At 68.8% G+C, this 22,973-nt stretch carries 21 protein-coding genes; 10 read left to right on the top strand and 11 right to left on the bottom strand.

The features are described from left to right. The first annotated feature begins 140 nt into the window (after window positions 1-140). From HNR22_RS00440 to HNR22_RS00465, 6 genes are all read left to right on the top strand, one after another. Complete coding sequence (locus tag HNR22_RS00440; protein ID WP_218906104.1) at window positions 141-3,389, top strand: non-ribosomal peptide synthetase; 3,249 nt, start codon at window positions 141-143, stop codon at window positions 3,387-3,389. Further along, a complete protein-coding gene (locus HNR22_RS00445) occupies window positions 3,386-4,630 on the top strand; it encodes a cytochrome P450 (protein WP_246380549.1) in 1,245 nt (414 codons plus the stop codon). Before HNR22_RS00440 ends, HNR22_RS00445 begins: the two co-directional genes overlap by 4 nt. 111 nt (window positions 4,631-4,741) lie before the next feature. Further along, window positions 4,742-5,149, top strand: coding sequence for a Rid family hydrolase (locus HNR22_RS00450; protein WP_179778487.1), 408 nt, complete (start codon window positions 4,742-4,744; stop codon window positions 5,147-5,149). Between the two features lie 86 nt (window positions 5,150-5,235). After that, window positions 5,236-6,132: an alpha/beta hydrolase gene (locus tag HNR22_RS00455; RefSeq protein ID WP_179778488.1), complete on the top strand. Its 897-nt coding sequence runs from the start codon at window positions 5,236-5,238 to the stop codon at window positions 6,130-6,132. A gap of 660 nt (window positions 6,133-6,792) precedes the next feature. Continuing rightward, window positions 6,793-7,434: a CGNR zinc finger domain-containing protein gene (locus HNR22_RS00460; RefSeq protein WP_246380551.1), complete on the top strand. Its 642-nt coding sequence runs from the start codon at window positions 6,793-6,795 to the stop codon at window positions 7,432-7,434. A gap of 102 nt (window positions 7,435-7,536) precedes the next feature. Further along, window positions 7,537-8,061: a hypothetical protein gene (locus tag HNR22_RS00465; protein WP_246380553.1), complete on the top strand. Its 525-nt coding sequence runs from the start codon at window positions 7,537-7,539 to the stop codon at window positions 8,059-8,061. A 94-nt stretch (window positions 8,062-8,155) separates the two neighbouring features. Here the strand turns inward: HNR22_RS00465 and cspE are convergent, their stop codons facing one another. From cspE to HNR22_RS00505, 8 genes are all read right to left on the bottom strand, one after another. Further along, complete coding sequence (gene cspE, locus HNR22_RS00470) at window positions 8,156-8,359, bottom strand: transcription antiterminator/RNA stability regulator CspE (protein ID WP_013283833.1); 204 nt, start codon at window positions 8,357-8,359, stop codon at window positions 8,156-8,158. Window positions 8,360-8,609: 250 nt separating this feature from the next. After that, a complete protein-coding gene (locus HNR22_RS00475) occupies window positions 8,610-9,848 on the bottom strand; it encodes an iron-containing alcohol dehydrogenase (protein WP_179778489.1) in 1,239 nt (412 codons plus the stop codon). 136 nt (window positions 9,849-9,984) lie between these two features. Further along, window positions 9,985-11,445, bottom strand: a complete 1,461-nt coding sequence (locus HNR22_RS00480; RefSeq protein ID WP_179778490.1) for an NAD-dependent succinate-semialdehyde dehydrogenase — start codon at window positions 11,443-11,445, stop codon at window positions 9,985-9,987. 102 nt (window positions 11,446-11,547) lie between these two features. After that, entirely contained in the window at window positions 11,548-12,624 is a 1,077-nt protein-coding gene (locus HNR22_RS00485) for an ABC transporter ATP-binding protein (protein ID WP_179778491.1), read from the bottom strand. Further along, a complete protein-coding gene (locus HNR22_RS00490; RefSeq protein ID WP_179778492.1) occupies window positions 12,624-13,691 on the bottom strand; it encodes an ABC transporter ATP-binding protein in 1,068 nt (355 codons plus the stop codon). Before HNR22_RS00490 ends, HNR22_RS00485 begins: the two co-directional genes overlap by 1 nt. Then, on the bottom strand, window positions 13,691-14,602 hold the full coding sequence (locus HNR22_RS00495; protein ID WP_179778493.1) for a carbohydrate ABC transporter permease: 912 nt from the start codon (window positions 14,600-14,602) through the stop codon (window positions 13,691-13,693). The genes HNR22_RS00490 and HNR22_RS00495 overlap by 1 nt, the downstream gene beginning before the upstream one ends. After that, window positions 14,602-15,468 carry a carbohydrate ABC transporter permease gene (locus HNR22_RS00500; protein ID WP_246380555.1) on the bottom strand — a complete coding sequence of 289 codons (867 nt, stop codon included), beginning with the start codon at window positions 15,466-15,468 and terminating at the stop codon, window positions 14,602-14,604. Before HNR22_RS00500 ends, HNR22_RS00495 begins: the two co-directional genes overlap by 1 nt. Window positions 15,469-15,548: 80 nt before the next feature. Further along, the gene (locus HNR22_RS00505) at window positions 15,549-16,955 is read right to left on the bottom strand and encodes an extracellular solute-binding protein (RefSeq protein ID WP_246380563.1); all 1,407 of its coding nucleotides are present in this window, start codon (window positions 16,953-16,955) and stop codon (window positions 15,549-15,551) included. Between the two features lie 420 nt (window positions 16,956-17,375). Between HNR22_RS00505 and HNR22_RS00510 the strand changes: the two genes are divergently transcribed. The 3 genes from HNR22_RS00510 to HNR22_RS00520 all read left to right on the top strand — a co-directional run bounded on the left by HNR22_RS00510 (window position 17,376) and on the right by HNR22_RS00520 (window position 19,619). Next, entirely contained in the window at window positions 17,376-18,119 is a 744-nt protein-coding gene (locus HNR22_RS00510; protein WP_179778496.1) for a GntR family transcriptional regulator, read from the top strand. A gap of 89 nt (window positions 18,120-18,208) precedes the next feature. Then, window positions 18,209-18,778 carry a DJ-1/PfpI family protein gene (locus tag HNR22_RS00515; protein ID WP_179778497.1) on the top strand — a complete coding sequence of 190 codons (570 nt, stop codon included), beginning with the start codon at window positions 18,209-18,211 and terminating at the stop codon, window positions 18,776-18,778. A gap of 97 nt (window positions 18,779-18,875) precedes the next feature. Then, window positions 18,876-19,619 (top strand): alpha/beta fold hydrolase, encoded by a 744-nt coding sequence (locus tag HNR22_RS00520; RefSeq protein WP_246381035.1) that lies wholly within the window; start codon window positions 18,876-18,878, stop codon window positions 19,617-19,619. A 100-nt stretch (window positions 19,620-19,719) separates the two neighbouring features. On the opposite strand, the gene HNR22_RS00525 is transcribed toward HNR22_RS00520, so the two are convergent. The 3 genes from HNR22_RS00525 to HNR22_RS00535 all read right to left on the bottom strand — a co-directional run bounded on the left by HNR22_RS00525 (window position 19,720) and on the right by HNR22_RS00535 (window position 21,966). Then, window positions 19,720-20,652, bottom strand: a complete 933-nt coding sequence (locus HNR22_RS00525; protein ID WP_179778499.1) for an AEC family transporter — start codon at window positions 20,650-20,652, stop codon at window positions 19,720-19,722. Between the two features lie 222 nt (window positions 20,653-20,874). Further along, entirely contained in the window at window positions 20,875-21,267 is a 393-nt protein-coding gene (locus HNR22_RS00530; protein ID WP_179778500.1) for an ester cyclase, read from the bottom strand. Between the two features lie 18 nt (window positions 21,268-21,285). Then, on the bottom strand, window positions 21,286-21,966 hold the full coding sequence (locus HNR22_RS00535; protein ID WP_179778501.1) for an SDR family NAD(P)-dependent oxidoreductase: 681 nt from the start codon (window positions 21,964-21,966) through the stop codon (window positions 21,286-21,288). A gap of 102 nt (window positions 21,967-22,068) precedes the next feature. Here HNR22_RS00535 and HNR22_RS00540 point away from each other — a divergent pair, with 102 nt between their 5' ends. Next, on the top strand, window positions 22,069-22,914 hold the full coding sequence (locus tag HNR22_RS00540; RefSeq protein ID WP_218906108.1) for an MmyB family transcriptional regulator: 846 nt from the start codon (window positions 22,069-22,071) through the stop codon (window positions 22,912-22,914). The last annotated feature ends 59 nt before the right edge of the window (window positions 22,915-22,973 follow it).

The following is a 22,973-nucleotide window of genomic DNA, read 5'->3' on the forward strand; positions in this document are numbered from 1 at the left end:
TCCGGCGTGGATCGATGCGGTCTACATGCCCGGCTTGCCAGTAGGTTGCCAGACTAGGCAATGTCGTGGCAACGTTCGTGTCGAACATGGCGGCGCACGTCGCCTGGTCACCCCGAGAGGTACCGACGAGGGGAAAGAGCGTGCACGCAGACCCGCGATGGTCGATCGGCTCGCCCAACACCGCTCCGGCGGAAGGGCTGCACCAGACCGTGGCCCGGCAGGCGCGGTACCGACCCGGCGCCCCCGCCGTCGTGGAGGGCCCACGCACGATCACGTACGCGCAGCTCGACGCCGCCGCGGATGCCTGGGCGGCGGGCCTGGTCGCCGCCGGGGTGCGACCCGGCGACCGGGTGCCGATCCTGCTGCCGCGCAGCGCCGACCTGGTCGTCGCGCTGCTGGCCGTGCTCAAGACCGGAGCCGCCTACTGCCTGCTGCCGCCGGACTGGCCCGCGCCGCGCCTCGACGCCGTGCTCACGGACCTGCGGCCCCCACTGGTGGTCACCGGCGCCGAACCAACCGGGCACCTCGCGGTGCCGGCATGGCCGATCTCGGCCGCACCGGTCACCACGTACGCCGGTTTCCGGTCCGTGGCCGTCGCCGCCGCCGACGCCTGTTGCGTCTTCTTCACCTCCGGCACGACTGGTCGGCCGAAGGGGGTGGTCAGCCCGCACGGGGCCACCGCCCGCCTGTTGCAGCCCGGCGGCTTCGCCCGCTTCGACCACCGGACGGTGATCCCGCTCGCCGCCGCAACCCCCTGGGACGCGTTCTCCCTCGAACTGTGGTCCGCCCTGCTCAACGGCGGCACATCGGTGATCGTGGCCGATCCCTACCTGTCGGCGTCGGCCCTGCGCCACGGGGTGGCCCGGCACGGTGCGAACACCGCGTGGTGCACCGCGAGCCTGTTCAACCTGATCATGGACGAGGCGCCCGACGCGTTCGAGGGCCTGGACCAGGTGATGATCGGCGGGGAGCGGCTGTCCGTGCCGCACGTACGCCGGTTCCTGGCGCTGCATCCCGACACCGTCCTGCTCAACGGTTACGGCCCGGTCGAGTGCACGGTCTTCGCCACCACCCACCGCATCCGAGCCGACGACTGCGACCGGCCCGGCGGCATTCCGCTCGGGCGACCCGTGCCCGGCACCGAGGTGTACGTGTTGGACGGGCAGCGCCCCTGCGCCGTCGGCGAAACCGGCGAGATCTGCCTGGCCGGCGACGGACTGGCGATCGAGTACCTCGGTGACCCCGCCCTCACCGCCGTCAAGTTCACCCGGATCCGCGTCGGCGATCGGGATGTCCGCGCCTACCGCACCGGCGACCTCGGCACCTGGGACGAGGACGGACTGCTGCACCTGACCGGCCGCGCCGACCGTCAGCTCAAGATCCGTGGCAACCGGGTGGAGCCGGCCGAGGTCGAACGCCAGATCGAGGAACTGCTCTCCGACGTACGGCACTGCCGCGTGGTGGCCCGCGCCACCGGCCGCGGCGATCGGGAGCTGGTCGCGTTCTGCGTGCCCGTCCGCGACGGTGACCCGCTGCCCGAGGCGATGTCCCGGATCCGCGACGCGCTCGTCGCCTACCACCGTCCGGCCGCAGTGGTCAGCGTCGCCGCGTTTCCGCTCACCGCTCAGGGCAAGCTGGACGAGCGGGCGCTACTGGCGCTGCTGACACCCCCCGCTGCCAACTCCGACCCGGCTGCGGGCTGCGACCCGGCCACACTGGACGACCCGGTGCTGCGTGACGTCGCCGAGTGCTCCGCCGCCGTCCTCGGTGTCGGCACGATCCGGCTGGACACGCCGTTCCCCGAGATGGGCCTGACCTCGCTCGACGCCGGCCGGGTGTGTGCCCGTCTCTCGGCGCGCACCGGCATTCCGGTGCCGGTGTCCTGGCTGTACGAGTACCCGACAGTCAGCGGCCTCGCTCGCCGGCTGTCCGACGCGACCGCCGTCTCGGGGGCAGGGCGGGAGGCCGCTCTTTCGGTACCCGACGACGACGCCGCCCCGCTGACCGCCGTCCAGGTCATGCAACTGACCCGGGAACTGCTGAACCCGGCCGACCGTACCGGGCACTGCCTGCTCAGCTGGGTCGTCGAGGGCGAACTCGACCGGTCGGCCCTGTCCGTCGCGATCGTCGCCGTACACCTGCGGCACGAGTCACTGCGCGCGGCATACCTGCTCGACCCGGAGCCGGCGGCGTATCCCGACGACGTGCCGGCGCCCGCGCTGACCGTGCTGCCGCCGCAGGCCGGCGTCGACGCGGCCCTCGCCGCCGCCCGCGAGGCGCTCGCCGCGCCGCTGGCACCGCAGGACGCCCAGATATGGCACACCGTCCTCGTGCCTGTCGACATGCCGGAGCCGGCACCGCCCACGGCCGTGTTCGGATGCGCGGTGCACCACGTCGCCTTCGACGGCTGGTCCGAGGCCGTCCTCGCCAACGATCTCGGCACCGCGTACCGGATCGCCCTGGGCGACGCCGACCCCGACCGGCTCGCGGCCGCGCTCGGTCCCGGCCCGGCCCTGGCCGACCTGGCCCGCGCCGACCTGGCCCGCTGCCGCCTGGCCGAGCCCGAACGCCGCCTCGCCGAGGTGCGCGCCGCCCTGGCGGGTGTGCCGCCGTTGCGGTGGTCGTCCGATCCGTCGACCCTCGACGGCCACGGCACGGGATCCGACGGCCGCGTCGCATCCGCCGAGCGCGACGCAGCGGACGGTGCGACCGCGTTCGACCCCTCGACCGGCCCGACGGCGCCATCCGTGCTCGTGCCGATCAGGTCGCGCCGGCAACCCGAGCGGGTCGAGGTCAGACTGGTCGCGGACGCCCTCGCGGCCGTTGACGCCGCCGCCGTCGCCGCCGACGTCACCCGCTTCGTCGTCCTCCTCGCCCTCTGGGCGGCCAGCGTCGCCGACGTCACCGGCCAGCGGGACATCGCCTTCGGGGTGCCGGTGGCCCGCCGCGACGACCCCGCCCTGGAACGCGCGATCGGCTGCCACATCACCATGGTCTGCCTGCGGCTGCGCGATGCCGCGTGCGCCGGCGACACCGGTGCCGTCCGGATCGTGGGCCGTACCGTCCAGCAGATGCTGGCGGCCCAGAGTCTGGCCGGGTTCCACCTGCTCGGCGAGGCCGGGCGGCCACCGGCGTACCAGACGCTGTTCGCCTACCAGAACAATGCCGTTCCCGAGCTGGGGATTCCGGACGCCCGCGTCACATTCGTCCGGCAGCCGTATCTCGACCTGCCCTTGGAGTTGCACGCCGAGCTGTGGCCCGACGGCGACGGCCTGCGGCTGGAGGTCACCTACAACCCCGCGGTGGTCACCGAGAAAACCGCGGCCGACCTCGCCAAGCACTTTTCCGAGCACGTGTACAGCCAGGCGACGGGAGCAGTCCGGCCATGACCATCAGCACCATTCCGGCCACCACCACCGAGCCAGCAGAGACCGACGCGTCCGGCCGGGCCATGGCCGGCACGCCGCCGCTGTCCCGGCTCACCGACCCGGACCTGTACGCCAGCGGGGATCCGCACCCACTGTGGGCGTGGATGCGCGCTGAAGCCCCGGTGCACTGGCAGCCCGCGACCGAGCTGCCCGGCTTTTGGTCACTGACCAGGCATGCGGACATCCGCGCCGTCTACCAGGACAGCGCCACGTTCAGCTCGGCGCAGGGGGTGCTGCTGCGGCCAGCCGCAGCCGGCCCCGATCCGGGCGGCAACCTCACGCTCGCGCTCACCGACGCCCCCCGTCACAAGCAGCTGCGGACGCTGATGGCCGGTTGGTTCAACACCCGCGCGGTGCGGGCGTTGGAGGGCTACGTGCGCGCCAGTGTCCGAGGCGTCCTGGACCGCGCGGCAGAGCAGGACACCTGCGACTTCGCCACCGACGTGGCGGGACGGCTGTCCCTGATGGTGATCGCGCACATCCTCGGGGTGCCCGAAGCCGACCACGACAAGCTGTACCGATGGACCGACGAGGCGTTCGCGGCCCACAGTTCGCTCGTCTCCCACCCCGACATCGTCGACTACTTCATGGACCTGCTGTACCGGAGGATGGAGGAACCGACCGACGACCTGGTGAGCGCGCTGCTGCACGGCACGGTGGGCGGCGACCTGCTCACCGAGATCGAGGTCGTGCTCAACTGCGAGAACCTCATCGGCGCCACCGAGAACGGCCGCCTGGCCCTCATCGGCGGGGCACAGGCGTTACTCGAACACCCGCAGCAGTGGCAACGCCTCGCTCATGACCGGGCGCTGTTGCCCAGCGCGATCGAGGAGATCATGCGGTGGACGTCGAGTGCCACCCACAGCGCGCGGACCGCCACGCGCCCGTACGAACTGCGCGGGCAGCGCATCGCCCCCGGCGACAAGGTCGTGCTCTGGCTTCCCTCCGCCAACCGTGACGAGGACGTGTTCAGCGACCCGTACGAGTTCGACATCACGCGTACGCCGAATCGGCACATCGCCCTCGCCGTCGGTGAGCACTTCTGCATCGGGGCCACGCTGGCCCGGGCACAGATGCGGGTGCTCTTCTCCGAGTTGATCAACGGGGCGTACGACATCAAGTTGGACGGCCCGGTCCGCCGGGTCAGCTCGATCGCGGTCAACGGCACGGAGAGCCTGCCGGTCCGGCTGCGGGCGCGGTAACCGGCTACCACCGCCGCGCCCGCCCGGCAATCAGGCCCGGATCGCTCGGCGTCCTGACGCCGTGGTGGCCGCGTACGCCCGCACCATCATCGAATCCTCGGGAGGACACCTGTGCCAACACCACGTATCACGCACCTGGCCGAGCCCGCCGGCGTGCAGCCAAGCTCGGGTTACACCCATGTCGTCGTCGCGCGGGGCCGGCTCGCCGCCATCGCCGGGCAGATGGCGTTCGACGCCGATGGGGAGCTGGTCGGCCCCGACGATCCCGAGGCGCAGGCGCGGCAGGTCTTCACCAACATGGGCCGCTGCCTCGCCGCAGCCGGCGGCGGCTTCGACGACGTCGTCAAGCTCACCTGTTTCGTCACCGACGTCGCGTTCGTCCCGACGGTGCTGGCGGTACGCGACGAGTTCATCGACACCTCCCGGCCACCGGCCAGCACTGTGGTGCAGGTTGTCGCGCTCTACCGCCCGGACCTGCTGCTTGAAGTGGACGCTCTGGCACTGCTGGAGGAGGCGTGACGATCGAGACCGTGGCCGCCGCGGCCCCACCACCGTTCGATTCCGAGCTGGCCGGTCCGCTCTCGGAGATCCTGTCCCAGCTTCCGATGCCGCTCACCGCCGACCTGATTGCCGACCGACGGCACCGCTCCTGGACCGGCCGTCTGACCGACGCGCAGATCCGCCGCGATGGGGTTTTCGAGATCGAGGAACGGAAGGTCCCCGGCCCGGCCGGTGCCCCTGACATCAATCTGCTGATCTGCCGACCGGTGGGCGTAACGACGCCGGTCCCGGTGGTTTACCACACCCACGGCGGCGGCATGGTGGCCGGCAGCCACCGGAGTACCGAGCTGATCGGCGAGCTCGACCGAGCTCAGGCGCTCTCCCTCGCCGTGGTGTCGGTCGAATACCGGCTCGCGCCCGAGCACCCTGATCCGGCCCCGGTGGAGGACTGCCACGCGGGGCTGCTGTGGCTCGCCAGTCACGCCGGCTCTCTCGGCCTCGATCCCGACCGGATCGTGTTGAGCGGCAACAGTGCCGGTGGCGCCCTGGCTGCCGGCCTGGCCCTGCTCGCGCGGGACCGCAGTGGTCTCCGGCCCAAGGGGCAGCTGCTGCAGTTCCCGATGCTGGACGACCGGTGCGCCTCGGACTCCTGCCGTCAGCTTGGCCGGGTCGGCCTGTGGGACGGGCTGTCCAATGAGGCGGGCTGGACCGCGCTGCTCGGCGAGCGCCGAGGCACGCCGTCGGTGTCCTGTTATGCCGCCCCGGCGCGGGCGACGGACCTGACCGGTCTGCCGCCGGCCTTCATTGAAGTGGGCTCGGTCGAGGCGCTGCGCGACGAGGGCATCGAGTACGCGAGCCGGATCTGGCGTGCCGGCGGGCAGGCCGAGCTGCACGTCTGGTCGGGCGCGTTCCACAGTTTCGACGAGTGGGTACCTACCGCCACGGTGTCCCGAACCGCCCACCAGGCCCGCGTTGGCTGGCTGAAGCGGGTGCTCGGCTGACCCGAGGCCGACCAGCAGCCGTCGGGGGAGCCGGGTCACCGCCGTGTGGCGGCCGCGGCTCGACGCATGGGTGAAATCTGCGCTGTCCGAGACAACCAGCTTGGCATATTCGAGGCAACACGGGAGGTCTCCCATGGCAGTGCTCTGGTCCATGAACGTGCGCTCGCGTGCCTGTGGCATGGCCGGCCTGTCCCTATCTGTGGCGTATTTCTGCACCTAGACCGCAGTTGCCTAAACGGAGATTCACTCGTGCCAACCTCTGGCAAAACCTTGCCAAGCCCTGGTGCTCCAGATAGGTTGGTCGTACCAGAGCGGACAACCCGACGCGGTACGACCGCCGGCTTTGCCCTCACCCGCATCCCTCAAATCTGGAGTTGACTGTGCGTAGGTGCGCCATGATCGCCGTTGCCGTCCTCGTCTCCGTGCTGTGCACGACCAGCCCCGCCTCGGCCTCCGACATCGACTGGCCGGTGGCCCCGACCTCCAGCGCGCGGTGACATCGCGGCTCGCCGGACCTGCGGGGAGCCAGCCGTCGCGGGCAGATGGGTTCGGTCCGTACGGCTCCTGTCCCATCAGGCCAGCGTCATCGACGGGATCGCGTCGTAGGCCTGGGCTTCGCGGCCGGGTTCGCCCGCCGTGCGAGATTTCGGCGGAGACCAGATGATGGCCTCCTTCGACGAACCGGACCTGACCAGCGGAGACGCGCTTCGATGGCGGGCAGAACCCGATATCGGTGGGCATGAGGGGGCCAGCACGGTCCTCCCTCGCGACGCGGCACGGGCACTGGTTGCCGCCGCGGCGCTGGTGAACACGACCGGAGCAGACGGCGTCCAGCCTGATGATGCCGCGCTCAGACGCATTGTTCAGATCCTGGCCTGGGACGAGGGGCCGACCTGTGGCAGGAACGACCTGCAGACGCTCCGCAGCCTCCGCCCCCGCCTCCGTGAACTCTGGCAGGCGACCGGAGATGCCGCGGCGAACGTGGTCAATCAACTGCTCCACGAGTTCAACGCGCTTCCGCAGCTGGTGAAATGCGGCAAGCGGGGTTATCGCTTGGAGGTCGCGCCGGCGGATGCGCCACTCGCGACCCGCTTTGCCATCAGAACATCGATCGCCGTTGCCGACCTGCTTCGTCAGGGAGAGCTTCGCCGGCTGAGCTCGTGCGCCCACCCCGAGTGCCACAACGTGATGGTGGACCTCTCCAAGAACAGGTCCAAGAGGTACTGCGACGGTCGTTGCGGAAATCGTGCGGCCGTCGCCGCGTACCGCGCCCGCATGTCGACCAGCGTCACCAGCGGCTGACAGCGCCGGGACGGACCGCGCGCGGATGTGCTCGTCGGTGTCGAACTTGGTGAGCACGATGATCTGCTCCACGACTTGCCCTTGCCCAGCTAACGTTCACCCATGGCCAAGTCCTTGGACGTCTCAAGTCCGGCTGCGCGTCGGGAAGCGCTCCGGATGGTCGACGTAGACGATCCTGGACCCCAGCACGCGATGCTCCGCGAGATCTTCGACCTCGAAAGAACGTGGCGCGAAGGTCCGGACCCGGGTGAGAGGGACGAGTACGAGCAGATCTACGTAGCAGCCTTCCTGCTGTTCCTGATCGGCGATCCCGCGGACTCGCCACGCCTGTATGAAGCGAAGTTCCGCACAGGTGACATGGATCTGGGCATCGGCTTCGATGCCCAGGCCATCTTCGGAGCGGGCAGGCGCGAGACGCTTCAGTGGCTCCTGGACAACGGACACACCGACGAGCACGCGCATCTGTCTGAGTGGCTGTCGCAGGGGGAAGACCCGAAGATCGAAGACTGGGCTACGCATGTACGTCGGTACTTCTACTCACCGGACGGCCTGCTGTGTCTGGATCCGCTCCAGACACACGTAACCCGCCAAACGTCGGCCCTGCTGCGAGTGTCGGGCTCGACATGACACGGGGGCGATCTGATGAGATGCCGTGGTGAGCGCATGAAACGCCGAACGGCGGCCCGCTGAATCAGTCGGGCCGCCGTTAGCAGAGTGTGGATCAGAGCGGGCGGATGTTCTCCGCCTGCGGGCCCTTCTGGCCCTGGGTGATGTCGAACTCCACCTTCTGGTTCTCGTCGAGGCTGCGGAAGCCGCTCGCCGAGATCGCGGAGAAGTGGGCGAAGACGTCAGCGCCGCCGTCGTCCGGGCTGATGAAGCCGAAGCCCTTGTCGGCGTTGAACCACTTCACGGTACCTGTAGTCATGTCTGCTCCTCGCAGGCTGTTAGAGACCGCACTGTGCGGACCCTTACGCCGCTGCGTTGATCACCCGCGTCGAAACGACACGAAAAACGAAAAGCGCCTGGACGGGTTTGATACCCCATCAGGCGCTGGAAAACGTCTACGGAAATCAAAACTGCAACTCGGTTACCGTAGCACATCATGATCCGTCGCCGATCCGATGGAGGTGAGTGGACGGGTGGGGCAGGCGACTCGTCGTCATGTGGAAGGTCGGTCACTGTCTCTGCTCGGAGGCCAGGACGTGTCGGGTCCGGTCCCCGGTCCAGGCCGCTTCGAGGATCGCGGTCAGGCTGGCGGTGTCGGTCGGGCCCGGATGGTTCTGGATCAAGCGGGTGACGCCACTGGCCATCTCCGCGAAGCGCGGGAGGTCGGCGCGTGCCACGCCGATGTCCGCCAAGGTGGGAGGGATGCCGATGTCGGCAAGGAGCCCGTCGAGCCAGGTGAGGAACGTGTCTGCGGCCTCAGCATCCGAGGAGTCGTTCACGTCGAGCCCGCACACCCCGGCGAGGGTGGCCAACCGGTCCTCGATGGCATCCCTGGCCGCGTCCAGCGCGTAGGGCAGTAGCAGCCCGACGCCCAGGCCGTGCGGTGTGTGCGTGGCTGCGCCGATGGGGTACTGGAGAGCATGCGGGGCCGCGTTGCCGGCGTGGGAAAATGCGAGCCCGGCGAGCATGGACCCGTAGGACATGTCCGCGCGCGCGTCCGTGTCGCCTCCGTCCCTGACAGCGCGACGCAAGCTACGGGCGATCCGCTCCGCGGCCAGGAGCGCGTAGTGGTCGGTGATCGGGTTGCGGCCGAGGAACACCTGCTCCACCGGGTCGCGCGGCCCGTGGGCCCGGGGTCGCGCGGTGTAGCTCTCCACCGCGTGACAGAACGCGTCGATGCCGGAGTGGGCGGTGACGGTCGCAGGGCAGGTGTAGGTGAGTTCGGGGTCGACGATCGCGAAGTCGGGCACGATGTGGACGCTGGAAACCCCCACCTTCAGCTCGCGGTCCGGGTCGGTCAACACCGAGACGGGTGTGAGCTCGGAGCCGGTGCCTGACGTCGTCGGGACTGCGACGAGAGGAAGCGTCGGCCCCGGCACCTTCGACTCGCCGTAGAAGTCGCGCGGCGTCCCACCGTGGCGTCGGATGACGCCGACGATTTTGGCGAGGTCGATCACCGTGCCACCCCCGATGGCGAGGATCACGTCGGCGTCCACCTCGGCGGCGACCGAGACGGCCAGGGCGACATCGGTGAGTGGCACGTCTGGAGTCGCGTCGGAGAACATCCCGACGACACCGACCTTCTCCCGCACGGCGGCCACGATCTCTGCCACGCCCGGCTGCCCCAGAAGAACCTGGTCGGTCACGATGAGGACTCGCGAGCCACTCTCGGCCACCACTCGTGGGATGTTCTGCGCGACCCCTTCGCCCACGATCAGTTGGCGTGGTCCGCGGACGGTTTCAAGCATGTCAGTGCCTCTTTCGGAACGTCGGCGGCGATGTGCTGGGCGGACGTCCAGGTCACCTGCGAGACCGGGACGGCGTCGGCAAGGTTGGCCGCCCGGGTGTCACAGGTGGGGCCGGCGGGCGCCCGAAACGGGCCGGTCACGGTAGGTCGATCGCCACGTAGGTGAGGTCGAGGTACTCACGGATGCCCTCGTGCGACCCCTCCTTGCCAATCCCGGACTGCTTCACGCCTCCGAACGGAGCTGACGGGTCCGATATCAGACCACGGTTGATGCCGAGCATCCCCGTATCCAGCCCCTCGGCGAACCGGAGCGCCCGCTGGAGGTCACGGGTGAAGATGTATCCGGCCAGGCCGTGCTCGGTGTTGTTGGCCTTCGCCATCACCTCGTCGTCGGACGTGAACGAGATGATCGGCGCCACCGGGCCGAAGATCTCCGCCTCCAGCATCCGCGCATCCTCGGGCACGTCGACGAGGACGGTTGGCGGGTAGAAGTGGCCCGGCCCATCCGGGCGCTCGCCGCCTACCAGGACCCGGGCGCCGCGATCGACCGCGTCGGCGACGAGCTCGTCGATCTTGGTGACCGAGGCTTCATCGATCAACGCCCCGACGTCCACGCCGTCGTCGAGACCATGGCCCACCGAAAGCGCGCCCATCCGCTCGGCGAAGCGCGCCGTGAACTCCTCGCGCACCGGCTCCTCGACGTAGATCCGGTTGGCCGCGATGCAGGACTCCCCGATGTTGCGCATCTTGGCCACCATGGCACCGTCGAGCGCGACGTCCAGGTCAGCGTCGGCACACACGATCAAGGCCGCGTTGCCGCCCAGTTCCATGGAGGTACGCAGCACGTTGTCCGCAGCCTGTCGTAGCAGCACGCGCCCGACCTCGGTCGACCCGGTGAACGAAAGCTTGCGGGTCCGACTGTCGGCCAGCAGTGCGGAGACCACCTCGCCGGCACGCTTGGTGGTCACCACGTTGACGACGCCCGGCGGAACGCCGACCTCCTCCATGATGCGGGCCAGGAACAGCATGGTGAGTGGCGTCTGGGCTGCTGGCTTGGTGATCGTCGTGCAGCCCGCAGCCAGCGCGGGAGCGATCTTGCGGGCACCCATGGCCAACGGAAAGTTCCAGGGCGTCACGAAGACGCACGGCCCGACCGGCTTCGGCACGGTGAGGATGCGATATCCACCTGCGGGAGCGGTGCTGTAGCGCCCCTCGACGCGCACCGCCTCCTCGGCGAACCAACGGAAGAACTCGGCACCGTAGGCCACCTCTCCCCGAGCCTCGGCGAGCGGCTTGCCCATCTCGAGCGTTATCAGCCGGGCGACCTCCTCGGATCGCTCGGCCAGTGCCCGGTACGTCGCGGTCAACAACTCCGACCGTTTCCGCGGCGGGGTGGCCGCCCACTCCGCCATTGCCGTGCTCGCCGCGTCCAGAGCGGCGAGCCCGTCGACGACGTCGGCGTCCGCCACCTCGGCGATGGTCTTGCCGGTGGCCGGATCCTCGACGGCAAAGGTGGCTCCGCTTGCGGCGTCGCGCCAGGCGTCGCCGATCCGGAGCCGCCGGTGTTCGGGGGCCAGGACGTTCATCGGATCACTCATCGCGTCGCCTCCTGTGATCTTCCTGGTGATGTCCGGCCTGCCTCAGCGATCGGACGCTCGACTGCCCGGTGCGGACGCATGGTGCCGTCGCCGCCGGCGCGGTTACCGTCCCGCCTCGGACAGCGACAGCCCGGTGCCCGCGTCGAACAGGTGCGCACGGTCCAGGTCGACAGTGACAAGCAGCCGCTCGCCCGGCGTACCGGTGACTGTGGGCCGTGCCTTGACCTTGAGGATCTCCGTCCCCACTCGCACGTCGACCACTGTTCGGTCACCGAGCGGCTCAAGCCCGTAGAGCTCACCCGACAACGACGCGTTTCCACGCTGCTCGACGGACAGGTCCTCCGCGCGCAGGCCCAGCAGCAGCGCACGACCGTCCTCGGCCGTGGTCCAGCGGGGCCGCGGCAGCGTCCAGCCTTCCGCGCCGACCAGACGATCGCCCTCGGTGTGGCAGGCGAGCAGGCTGATCGGCGGGCTTCCGACGAATCCTGCGACCCACTGGTTGGCGGGACGCTCGTACACCTCGGTCGGCGTTCCGACCTGTTGCACCTTCCCCTCCTTGAGGACCGCGACCTGGTCGGCCATGGACAGGGCCTCGACCTGGTCGTTGGTCACGTAGACGAAGGTTGCTCCGAGGCTCCGGTGGATGCGGGTCAGCTCGGTGCGCATCTCGACTCGGAGCTTGAGGTCGAGGTTCGTCAGCGGCTCGTCCATGAGAAACGCGCGTGGGCTACGGACCAGCGCCCGGGCCAGGGCGACACGCTGCATCTCACCGCCCGACAACTGCGCGGGACGACGCTGCAACAGACGTTCGATGTGCAGCAGGCTCGACATCTTCTCCACGGCAGCGGCGATCTCGCTCGACGAACAGCGGCGTGCCCGCAGCGGCGAAGCGATGTTCTCGTACACCGTGTGTCGCGGATAGAGGGCGTAGCTCTGGAAGACCATGGCCAGGTCGCGTGCGGCCGGGGCGTCACCGGTCGCGTCCCTTCCGTCCAGGCGCACCGACCCGGCGTCGAGCTTCTCCAGGCCGGCGATCGCTCGCAGGGTCGTCGTCTTGCCTGCCCCGGAGGGCCCGAGCACGACGAAGAACGCGCCGTCCGGCACGTCCAGCGTCACCCCGTCCAGGGCCTGGACCTTGCCGAAGGACTTGCGCAGCCCGTGTGCTGCCACGGTTCCCATCAGGCCACCAGTTCTTTCGTGCTCACGTCGTAGACCGTCGGGGTTCCGCCGGTGTGCCGCAGCCCGACCTTCGCGTCAGCGGCGAAATGAACAGTCGGTGGCATCCGGACCCGCACGTCACGTTGGCCGCCGTGGTCCAGCACGTAGATGATTTCGTCGCCCAGCCACTCCACCGAGACCACGCGGGCCGGGATCGAGCCTTCCGCCCCCGGTGCGGTGACCTCCAGCGCCTCCGGCCGGACGCCGGCGACCAGGCGACGATCGCGTGGCAGGCCCGGCGGTGGCGTGAGGACCAGTCCGCCCTGACCGTGCAGTCGCCCGTCGGCGATCTCCACCTCGATCAGGTTCATGGGCGGGGAGCCGATGAACGCGGCGCAGAAGAGACTCGCCGGACGGTCGTAGACCTCCAATGGTGTGCCGATCTGCTCGACGCGGCCCTTGTTGAGGATGGCGATTCGGTGACCGAGGGACATCGCCTCGACCTGGTCGTGGGTGACGTAGACCATCGTCGCGCCCAGTTCCCCCTGCAGGTGCTTGATCTCCGTACGCATGTCCGCCCTCAACTCGGCGTCCAAATTGGTGAGAGGCTCGTCCATGAGGAAAGCGCGCGGTCGTCGCACCAGGGCGCGAGCCAGCGCGACGCGCTGCTGCTCCCCGCCGGACAGTTGGCGCGGTCGCCGGTTCAGGAGCGGACCCAGCCGCATCAGCCGGGCAGCCTCCTCGACCCGCGCGTGCACCTCCTGCTTGGGCAGTCCCTCGGCCCGCAGGGGGAAGGCCAGGTTGTCGCGGGTTCGCAGATGCGGGTAGAGGGCGTAGAACTGGAACACCATGGCGATGTCGCGCTCGGCGGGCGGCAGGTCGTTGACCAGCGTGTCGCCGATGCGGATGTCGCCTGTCGTCTGCCTCTCCAGGCCGGCGATGGCCCGCAGCGTGGTCGTCTTGCCGCAACCCGAAGGGCCGAGCATCACGAACAGCTCGCCGTGGCCGATGGACAGGTCCACGTGGTCAACCGCGACCGTCCCGTCCGGGTAGCGCTTGTGCAGGGCGCTCACCTCGATGCCCGCCATCAGCGTCGCACCGCCCCGAGCGTCACACCGGCGATGAGGTGCTTGCGCACCAGGTACGCGAAGACGAGCACCGGTAGGGCGAACACCACGGAGGCGGCGGCCACGAGACCCCAGTCCGTAGTGGTGCCGCCGATGAGGCCGGCGATGGCGGGTGGGGCTGTCCGGACGCTGTCGCTGGAGGTGAGGAAGGTGGCGAACACGAACTCGTTCCACGAGAAGATGAGGGCGAAGACCGCCGTCGCGGCGATGCCGGGAACCAGCAGGGGGAGAGTGAATCGCCGGAACGCCTGCAAACGGGTGTAGCCGTCGAGCATGGCGGCGTCCTCGTACTCCGCGGGCACCTCGTCGACGAACCCCTTCATCATCCAGATCGTGAACGGGACGTTGAACGCGCTGTAGATGAGGATCAGGCCGAGCTTGTTGTCGATGAGTCCGACTTGGCGGTACATGAGGAAGATCGGGATCACGACCACCACGGGCGGCATGAAGCGGGTGGACAGGATGAAGAACAGTTGGTCCTTCTTGGCCTTCACGGCGAAGCGCGAGTAGGCCCAGGCCGCCGGGACCCCCAACACGGTGGCCAGCACCGTGGAGGCTCCGGCGACCACGACGGAGTTGAGGAACGAGACGGACAAGGCTGAACGACCGCCGTCGGGGCCGACGAACACATCCCTGTAATGGTCCAGAGTGATCTTGAAGTCGAGGAACCTGGCCGGAATGGCGTAGACGTCCCGGTTCTCCTTGATGGACGTCTCGATCATCCACAGGACCGGAAAGAGCATCACGACGGCCAGCACGGTCAGCAGCGCGACCTCCAGCAGGGAGCGGCCCCGGCCGCCAAGACGGCGCGCGGGGGGCGGGTTACCCCGGGCAGGACCTGTGGACACGGCCTCGTCGACGGAGACGGCCATCAGCCCTCCTTGAGCTTGTTCAGGTAGCGCAGGTAGAGCTGCGTGAGGACGATGACGACGAGGACCATGAGGATCCCGTACGCCGAGGCGGTTCCGGTGTTGAAGCCGAGGAACGCGACCTTGTAGATGTGGAACGACAACGTCTCGGTGGAGACGCCCGGGCCTCCGTTGGTGAGGATGTAGACGAGGTCGAACAGCCGGAATGCCTCGATGGCCCTGAACATCACGGCAATGAGAAGCAGTGGCCATACCAGCGGAAGAGTGATGGTGCGGAACCGGAACCACTCGGACGCCCGGTCGATCGAGGCGGCCTCGTAGAGGTACTTGGGAACCGCGGTGAGGCCGGCAAGCGCGATGAGCATGATGAACGGCGTCCATTGCCAGGTGTCGACCACGATCAGGGAAAGCAGCGCTGTTCGCTGCCGGGTGAGCCACTCCACCTGCCCCAGGCCGAGCGAGCCGAGCATGCTGTTGACCACGCCGAACTGCGCGTCGAGCATGAATCGCCAGAACAGCCCGACCACGACCGGCGACAGCATCATCGGAACGAGGAAGAGGGTGGTCAGCACTCCTCGCCCATGCGTGCGCCGTGAGATCAGGTAGGCGATGCCGAATCCGAGCACGGTCTGCAGGCCGACTGCGCCGACCACGTAAATCACCGTCGTCAAGGCCCTCGTGTGGACCTGCGCCGACGTCAGGATGGCGGTGTAGTTCCCGAACCCGATGAAATTGGCGGGCCCGCCGCGGGTTGCCGAGTAGTCGGTGAAGGACAGGTACAACGCCCACAGCAACGGGAACACCGACATGGCCAGCAACAGCAGCATCGCGGGGGAGATGAAGGTGACGGCGAGCCAGCGGTCGTTCAACCGGCGGGACCGGCCCCGGGCAGGTGGCGTCGCGGACGCCACCTGCCCGGGGCTGTCGGTCGTCAGAGGGACGGCGTCACTCACAGTCCGCCGCCGCCTTTGCGGTTGCTCGAGTCGAGCACGCTCTGCTGCTCCTTGGCGATGTCGTCGAGCGCATCCTTCGGCTTCTTCGCGCCGTTGAGAGCCGCGTTCACGTTGGTGTTCTCGATGTCGACGAGGCGCGCGTACTCGGGCACGTTCCACATGTCCCGCATCCGCGGCACTGAGTCGGTGTACACCTGGTTGAACGGCCCGGCATCGAGGAACTCGGGCGACTCCAGGGCGTCCGTACGCGATGGGACGCCGCCGGCCGCGGCCCATTTCTTCTGGACGTCAGCCTGCTCGAACCACTTCATGAAGTTCAGGGCCTCCGCCTGGTTCGCCGTGGAGGAGTAGGCCGAGACGTGCATCCCCATACCGCCGAGCGGGACCAGGTTCGTCTTCTGGCTCGGCAGGGTGGCAAAGCCCAGCTTGTCGAGAATCTGCTCCCGCGTGGTGCCGAGCGTCGACTGCTTCGGATCGAGCAGGCCGCCGCTCGCGGCGATCCAGTTGAACGCGATGCAGGCCTTGCCCTGGGCGACCGCCGCGTTCACCTCGTCGATGAACCAGTTGCCGGAGCCCTTCGCGGTCAGCGGCTTCATCTTGTTGACCAGGACGTCCATCGCCTCCTGGCCGGCAGCGTCGTTGAGGACACCCTCGATCTTGCGGTTCTTGGGGTCCCAGAGGTTGCCGCCGTAGACGCCGTTGACCGTGTTGTAGGTGACGGCCGCGGCGTCGGAGCCGTTGGCCTGGTGGAAAGCCAGCCCGCTGACGCCAGGGTTGTCCGCCTGGCACTTCTCGGCGGCCGAGATCATCTGATCCCAGGTCTGCGGTGGCTTGTCGCCGATCAGGTCCTTGCGGTAGATCATCGTCCAGGTGTCGCCGAGCAGCGGCAGTCCGTACAGGCTGGCGTTCTCGTCGCGCTTGCCGGTCTCCGCCTGGGGGAACTGGCCGTACGCCGCCAGGAGGTACGGGTTGTAGGCCGTGACGTCGATGTTGTTCTTGACGAAGTCGGTGAGGTCGAGGATGTTGCCGTTCGTCACGGCCTCGCCGATGTGTTGCGAGTCCAGGATCGCGATGTCGAAGTCGGTCTTGCGCGCGGCGAACTGGGTGAACATCGCGTCGTGCCAGTTCGCGTTCGGCACGGTGTTGACCTTGATGGTCGCGTTCGGCCGCTCTTTCTTGTACTCCGCGTTCGCGAAGGTCTCCAGTGCTTGGGCGGGGGGCCAGTCGAACCAGATGAAGCTGAGGGTCAGCGGGTCCTTGCTGAGCTCCGGGATGGTCGCCGGTGCCTTGGGGGCGCTCGCCTTCCCGCCGTCCTCCTTGCCGTCGCCGCACGCCGTCACGGTCGTGGCCACCAGCAGCATGGCCGCCGTCGCCAGCCGCGCCTTCCGACCGGGAACGGACATTCTTGCTATTCGCTTCGGATAGCCCATTTGTATGCCTGCTTTCTGGGTGGGGACTTCTAGAACCTCGCTATGTGCTTCGCCGAGCAGTTGCTGGGTTGTTCAGGCGTGTCGCCCGGCTGTCGCGGGGGCCGACCCGCGGGCCGGTGTCACGAGTACGCCGCGATGTACTGGGTCTGCATGCTGTCGAGATGTCCTTCGGCCCATCTACCGCCCGGTGACGAACCGAGCAGGACGTCGAACACGCTCAGGGGAGCTTCAGGTGATCGAAGTAGAGCGGTGGCGGGCGACTCCGCCGTGGGTGCAGGATGGCCGGCATCCGACACCTTTCCTATACGATCTGAGTGGGGGCGTCAGCATCCCGCAGCGTTGCGATCGATGTCAACAGCTTCCGGAAGACGCAAGGAAGGACCTCACGTCACGATGGACGACGAAGCGATGATCGCGCGGGGCCGTAGGGCCGTGACGGGCGGAATGCCGCCGGGAAGATCTGGTGGCCGGCTTGCCGACGAGGTGTACGACAGGCTGCTCGGCCAGTTGATGTCGCTACGGATCGAGCCTGGCTCCCGCGTCACGATCGACGTCCTCGCGCGAGAACTGGGGGTCTCGCAGACGCCGATCCGAGACGCTCTGAACCGCATGGAGGCCGAGGGCCTGGTCGTGCGTGTGCCCCATGCCGGCTACCGCATTCCGCCCCAGATAACCCGTCAACGATTCGAGGACATGCTCGAGGTCCGCCTGCTCCTCGAGCCGGCGGCGGCGCGCAGATCCGCCGAACGCGCATCCTCTGAGCAGGTGACCGTTCTGCGGCGAATGCTGGAGGAGATGGCGGAGCTGGAGAGGGGCGACGGCCCCATGGCCTATGGCGCCTTCGGTCTACGCGACGCCGCTTTTCACGATCTCGTCGCCTTGAGCGCGGAGAACCAGGTCATCCGTGAAGCGCTCGCTCGCCTGCACAGCCACGTGCACCTCTTCCGGCTTCACCACGACACCCAGGTCACTTACCTGGCCATGGCCGAGCACGAGGAAGTCGTGGCCGCGATCGCCGCGCGTGATCCCGACGCCGCCGCCTACGCGATGCGTCGGCACATCCTGCGGTCCGGCGAGCGTTTCCGACGATTGTTCGACGAGATCGAGGGCGCGGAAGGGGTGGCGGTAGAGGCTTGACGGGCACGCCGGGCCGAGGAATGCTAACTCAATCCTGATCGGATCGGATTGGATCCACCTCACCCGCCCCCAGATGCGAGGAGAAGCAGGTGCCCAGAGCGCTGCTCCTGACCGGCGACGCCGCCGAGGAGCTCGACACCATGTATCCCTACTACCGTGTGCAGGAGGGCGGCTGGGACGTCGACGTCTCGTCACGGACGATGCGTGACGTGCAACTGGTCATCCACGAGTTCGACCCCAACTCCGACGCCTACGTGGAGAAGAACGGCCGGAAGCTGCCGGTCGACGTGCCCTGGGCCGAGGTCGACGTCGAGCGCTATGACGCCCTCATCATCCCCGGGGGACGTGCCCCCGAGTGGATCCGGGTCGACGCCGACGTCAGGCGCATCACCGAGCACTTCTTCGCGCGCAACCTCCCCATCGCGCTGGTGTGCCACGGCGCACAGGTACCAGCGGTGTACGGGCTGCTGAAGGGTCGAAAGACGGCGTGCTTCCCCCCGATCACCGGTGACATGGAGAACGCGGGCGCGACAGTCATCGACGCTCCCGACGTCGTGGACGGCAACCTCGTCTCCTGCCGGGGATGGCCCGACATGCCGCAATTCGGCAGGGCGATGATGGAGCTCTTCTCGAAGTCCGTCAGCCCCGCATCGGCATGAGCACACCTGCCCTGCCCCAATGACGGCACTTCGGACCGTCACAGTCGACGGGTCCCCCGTACACGTCCTGGAGAGCGGCACCGGGCCCGCGGTGCTGATGCTGCACGGCTCCGGACCCGGCACGACCGGGTCCGGCGCCTGGGCAACGACGGCCCAGGCGCTGGGCACGTCCTGGCACCTGGTGGCGCCTGACCAGGCGGGCTTCGGCCGCACGCCCGTCCCGGCGGGCTCCAGGGGTGGGCTCCGGCTGTGGACGGAGCAGGCCGCGGGCCTGATGGATGCTCTCGGTATCGACCACTACGCCGTCGTGGGTCACTCCATGGGCGGTGCCGTGGCGCTGGCGTTGGCGGCCGCGCGCCCCCAGCAGGTCACCCGTGTCGTGGCGGTCTCGACGATGGGCGCCCCCGGGGCGCCGCTGTCCGCCGAGCTCGACGCGGTCTGGGCCGCCCCCGCCGGCCCGCTCGGGGCACGGGACATGCTGAGTCGCCTCGTCCTCGACCAAGCGCTCGTGACCGATTCGGCCGTCGATGCCCGTGCGGCTGCTATGCGAGCGGGGGCGGCCGCATTCGCGTCGTTGTTCCCTCCACCCAGGGCACGATGGGTCGACGAGCTCACCCTCTCGGCGCAAACGCTGGAAGCGGTGCGCGCGCCCGTGCTGCTCGTTCACGGCGCCGAGGACCGGGTCACCCCGCTCGAGACGGCAGCCCACCCCCTGCTCGAACACCTGGCCGACGTCCGTCTGCACGTGTTCGGCCGATGCGGGCACGTGCCGGCGATCGAGCACCCGCACGAGTTCAGGCAACTGCTGTCGTGCTTCCTCCGCCGCGACCGAGATCACTAATTATCGCGGAGCAGGTCGTCCAGGTCGCCTTCGAGCCGGGCGCTACCGAGCCATGGTCGGCGTGACTCACCACGATTGCTGGACGACTCAGCTGACGGACCTACCCGAGCAGCGTCGCCGCCGCGGCCAGGGTGGCCAGCGACAGCGTCGTGGTCACCACCACCGCCCGGTTGGCCACCGCCTCGCCGACGCCGTACTCCTGGCTGTAGATGAACGTGTTCTGCGCTGTCGGCAGGCCCGCGCACACCACCACGGCGAGCAACTGCGGCGCGGACAGGTGCAAGGCCAGCCCGGCCGCGTACGCGATGACCGGCTGTGCGACGAGCTTCAGCGCGGTGATCACGGCCAGCTCGGCCGGCTTGGCCATCTCGGCCGGCCCGGCCCGCGACGGCGCCGTGCGGTGCAGCGACGCGCCGAGCGCGACCAGGGCGGCCGGAACCGCGGCGCCCGACAGCAGGGTGAGCGATGCGCTGGCCGTCGACGGCAGATGCAGGCCGGTAGCCGAGCACGCGACACCGAGCAGCGACGCCAGGATCACAGGGTTGCGTACCGGCAGGGAGGCGATACGGCGGACCCTTACCCGCCCGGCCGGGTCGCTGTGCCGGTCCAGGGCGACCAGGATCACGGGCGTCACCACCAGCACCTGCAGCAGCACCACCTCCGCCAGGAACGACACGTCGCCGAGAACCTGCGTCGCGATCGGGATGCCGAGGTTCGCCGAATTCACGTACCCGGCGGCCATGCCCCAGATCGGCCGTTCGCCGGGCTCGCGACCGAACAGCCGGCTCGCGCCGACCCACCCGAACCCGACGACCGCGGCAGTGCTCACCCCAAAGGCGAGCAGCGAACGGCCGGCGAACCCGGAAAGCGGCATTCGGGACAGGGCTAGGAACAGGGCGGCCGGCATCGCGAGATGGAACACGAATCGGCCGAGCACCGACGCCGCCGCCTCGCCCAGCAGGCCCCAACGACAGGCCGCGTAGCCGACCGCGGTAAGGATCCAGATCGGTACGAACGCCGACACCAAGCTCATACGAGCGTCACCGGCGGGCGGCCGCCGGCCGCTGGTCCACGAACATGAGAAACCATGATGCACCAACGTCGGGTGGTGTGGGCTATGACGCCGCTCCGTGGAGCAGATCAGGCTGCGCCCTTGTTCGTGCCTCCACCTGCAGGCGCACGCTCATGGCGCGAGTCCCGGGACACCCAGGCGATGGGCGGACGACCTTGCGGCCGCCCGACCTTCGTCAGGTGGTCAGCTGGTCAGCTGCCGGCTCACATCGGCTGAGTCGTGCAGGTTGGTCATCTGCACGAATCGGCCGTCGTTGACCTTGTAGATCGCGTACTCGACGATCTCGAACGACTTTCCGATCGGAGCGACGCCGAGCCACTCCTTCGCCGGGGTGCCGGTGTTGACCACACGCGCGGCGATGCGGTCGCGGTCGAACAGCAGTTCCTGAACCTCCCAGTGCATGTCCGGAACGGCGTTGATGATGGACCGCATGTCGGCGAGGACATCGTCCCGCGTCCCCGGCTCGCCGTTCAGCATGACCTCGTCGGCGATGAACTCGTCCATCCGGTCGAGCTCATGGGCGTTGAGGGTCGCGATGTACCGCAGGTACCAGTCACGCATGTCGGTGTCGGTCACTGCAATTGTTCCCCTCGTTCAGTAGGTGATCCGGCCCTGGCGGTTGTGGTACTCACCGGTGGGACCGTCGCGGCCGATCAGGGCCAAGGCGACCGTGGCGTCGGTGCCTTCGGTGACGGTCTGGTGCCCCTTGTGACTGTTGAGGTCGGTGGCGGTGTAGCCGGGGTCGGAGGCGTTGATCCGCATTCCGGGCAGGTTCTTGGCGTACTGAATGGTGAGCGCGAGCACCGCGGCCTTTGAGCTGGCGTACGGAATCATGTATCCGTTGAAGGAGTCGTCCTCGGGGTCCAGCAGGGCGCGGGGGAAGCCGAGTCCGGAGGCGACGTTGACGATCACCGGCGCGGACGACTGCCGCAACAGGGGCAGGGCGGCCTGTGTGACCCGTACGACGCCATAGACGTTGGTCTCGAAGGCCACGCGCATCGCGTCGACGTCCAGGTCGTCGAGGCCCCACGACGGGCCCACGACGGCCGCGTTGTTGATCAATACGTCGAGTGTTGGCAGCGACCCGATCGCCTTGTCGACGCTGTCCTGGTCGGTGACGTCGAGCTGAACCGCGACGGCTCCGAGGTCGCGGGCGGCATCGCCGGATGCCAGGTCACGCATGCCGGCGTAGACGGTGTGGCCGGCGGCGATCAGGCGGCGGGTGGTTTCCAGACCGAGGCCCTTGTTTGCTCCGGTCACCAAAGTTGTGGTCATGCCACCCAATGTGCGCCGCCGCCGGACCGACCGGCAGGCCCTGTTCGACGGTGGGACCAGCAGTACCACCCACTGCTCCGGATGCCGGGCATCATGGATGACGTGGATGAGTTCGCGCAGGTCCTTCGAGCATGGCGGGACCGGATACGCCCGGCGGATGTGGGCCTGCCCCCGGGCCTGACTCGTCGCGCTCCCGGGCTACGTCGTGAGGAGCTGGCTCAGCTCGCCGGGGTGAGCGTGGACTACATCGTCCGCCTGGAGCAGGGCCGGGCCCGTCACCCCTCGCCGCAGCTGCTCGCCTCGCTGGCCCGGGCGCTGCGCTTGAACGACCTGGAACGCGACCACCTGTTCCGGGTCGCGGGCGCGGCCGTACCGCCGGCCGGAATCGTGCCCCGACAGGTGACTCCGAGCGCGCAGCGGATGGTGGACCGGTTCCGCAACGCCCCGGTGGCTGTGGCGGTGCATACCGCGATCGGTGAACTGGTGCTGTGGAATCCGCTCTGGGCAGCCCTGTTCGGTGACCCGTCCAGCCAGACCCGGCTGGAGCGCAATGTCACCTGGATGTACTTCGCGGGTTCCATCCCGGTGACGCACACCCCCGAGGACGACGAGGCGTACGCGCGAGATCTCGTCGGTCACCTGCGTACCGCGGCCGGCCGCTACCCGGACGACCCGGACATCCCCCAGCTGATCGATCGTCTGCTCAAGGCTTCCCCTGATTTCGCCCGGCGCTGGAAGGCCGGGACGGTCGGGGAACTACGGACCAGCCGCAAGACCCTGCACACGGAGCTGGTGGGGGACATCGTCGTGGACTGCGACACGTTCACCGGCGGCCCCGGTGACCAGACGATAGTGATGATGACGGCGGTGCCGGACTCCGAGGACGAGCAGAAGCTCGACCTGCTTCGCGTCATCGGGCTCCAGCAGCTTCAGCGGCGGCCGGGTTAGGACCCACGTCGTGTCCGGCATCGGTGTGGGCACAATCCCGTCCGTTCGCCACCATGCCG

Source organism: Micromonospora jinlongensis (assembly GCF_013410645.1).
Classification (GTDB): Bacteria; Actinomycetota; Actinomycetes; order Mycobacteriales; family Micromonosporaceae; genus Micromonospora; species Micromonospora zamorensis.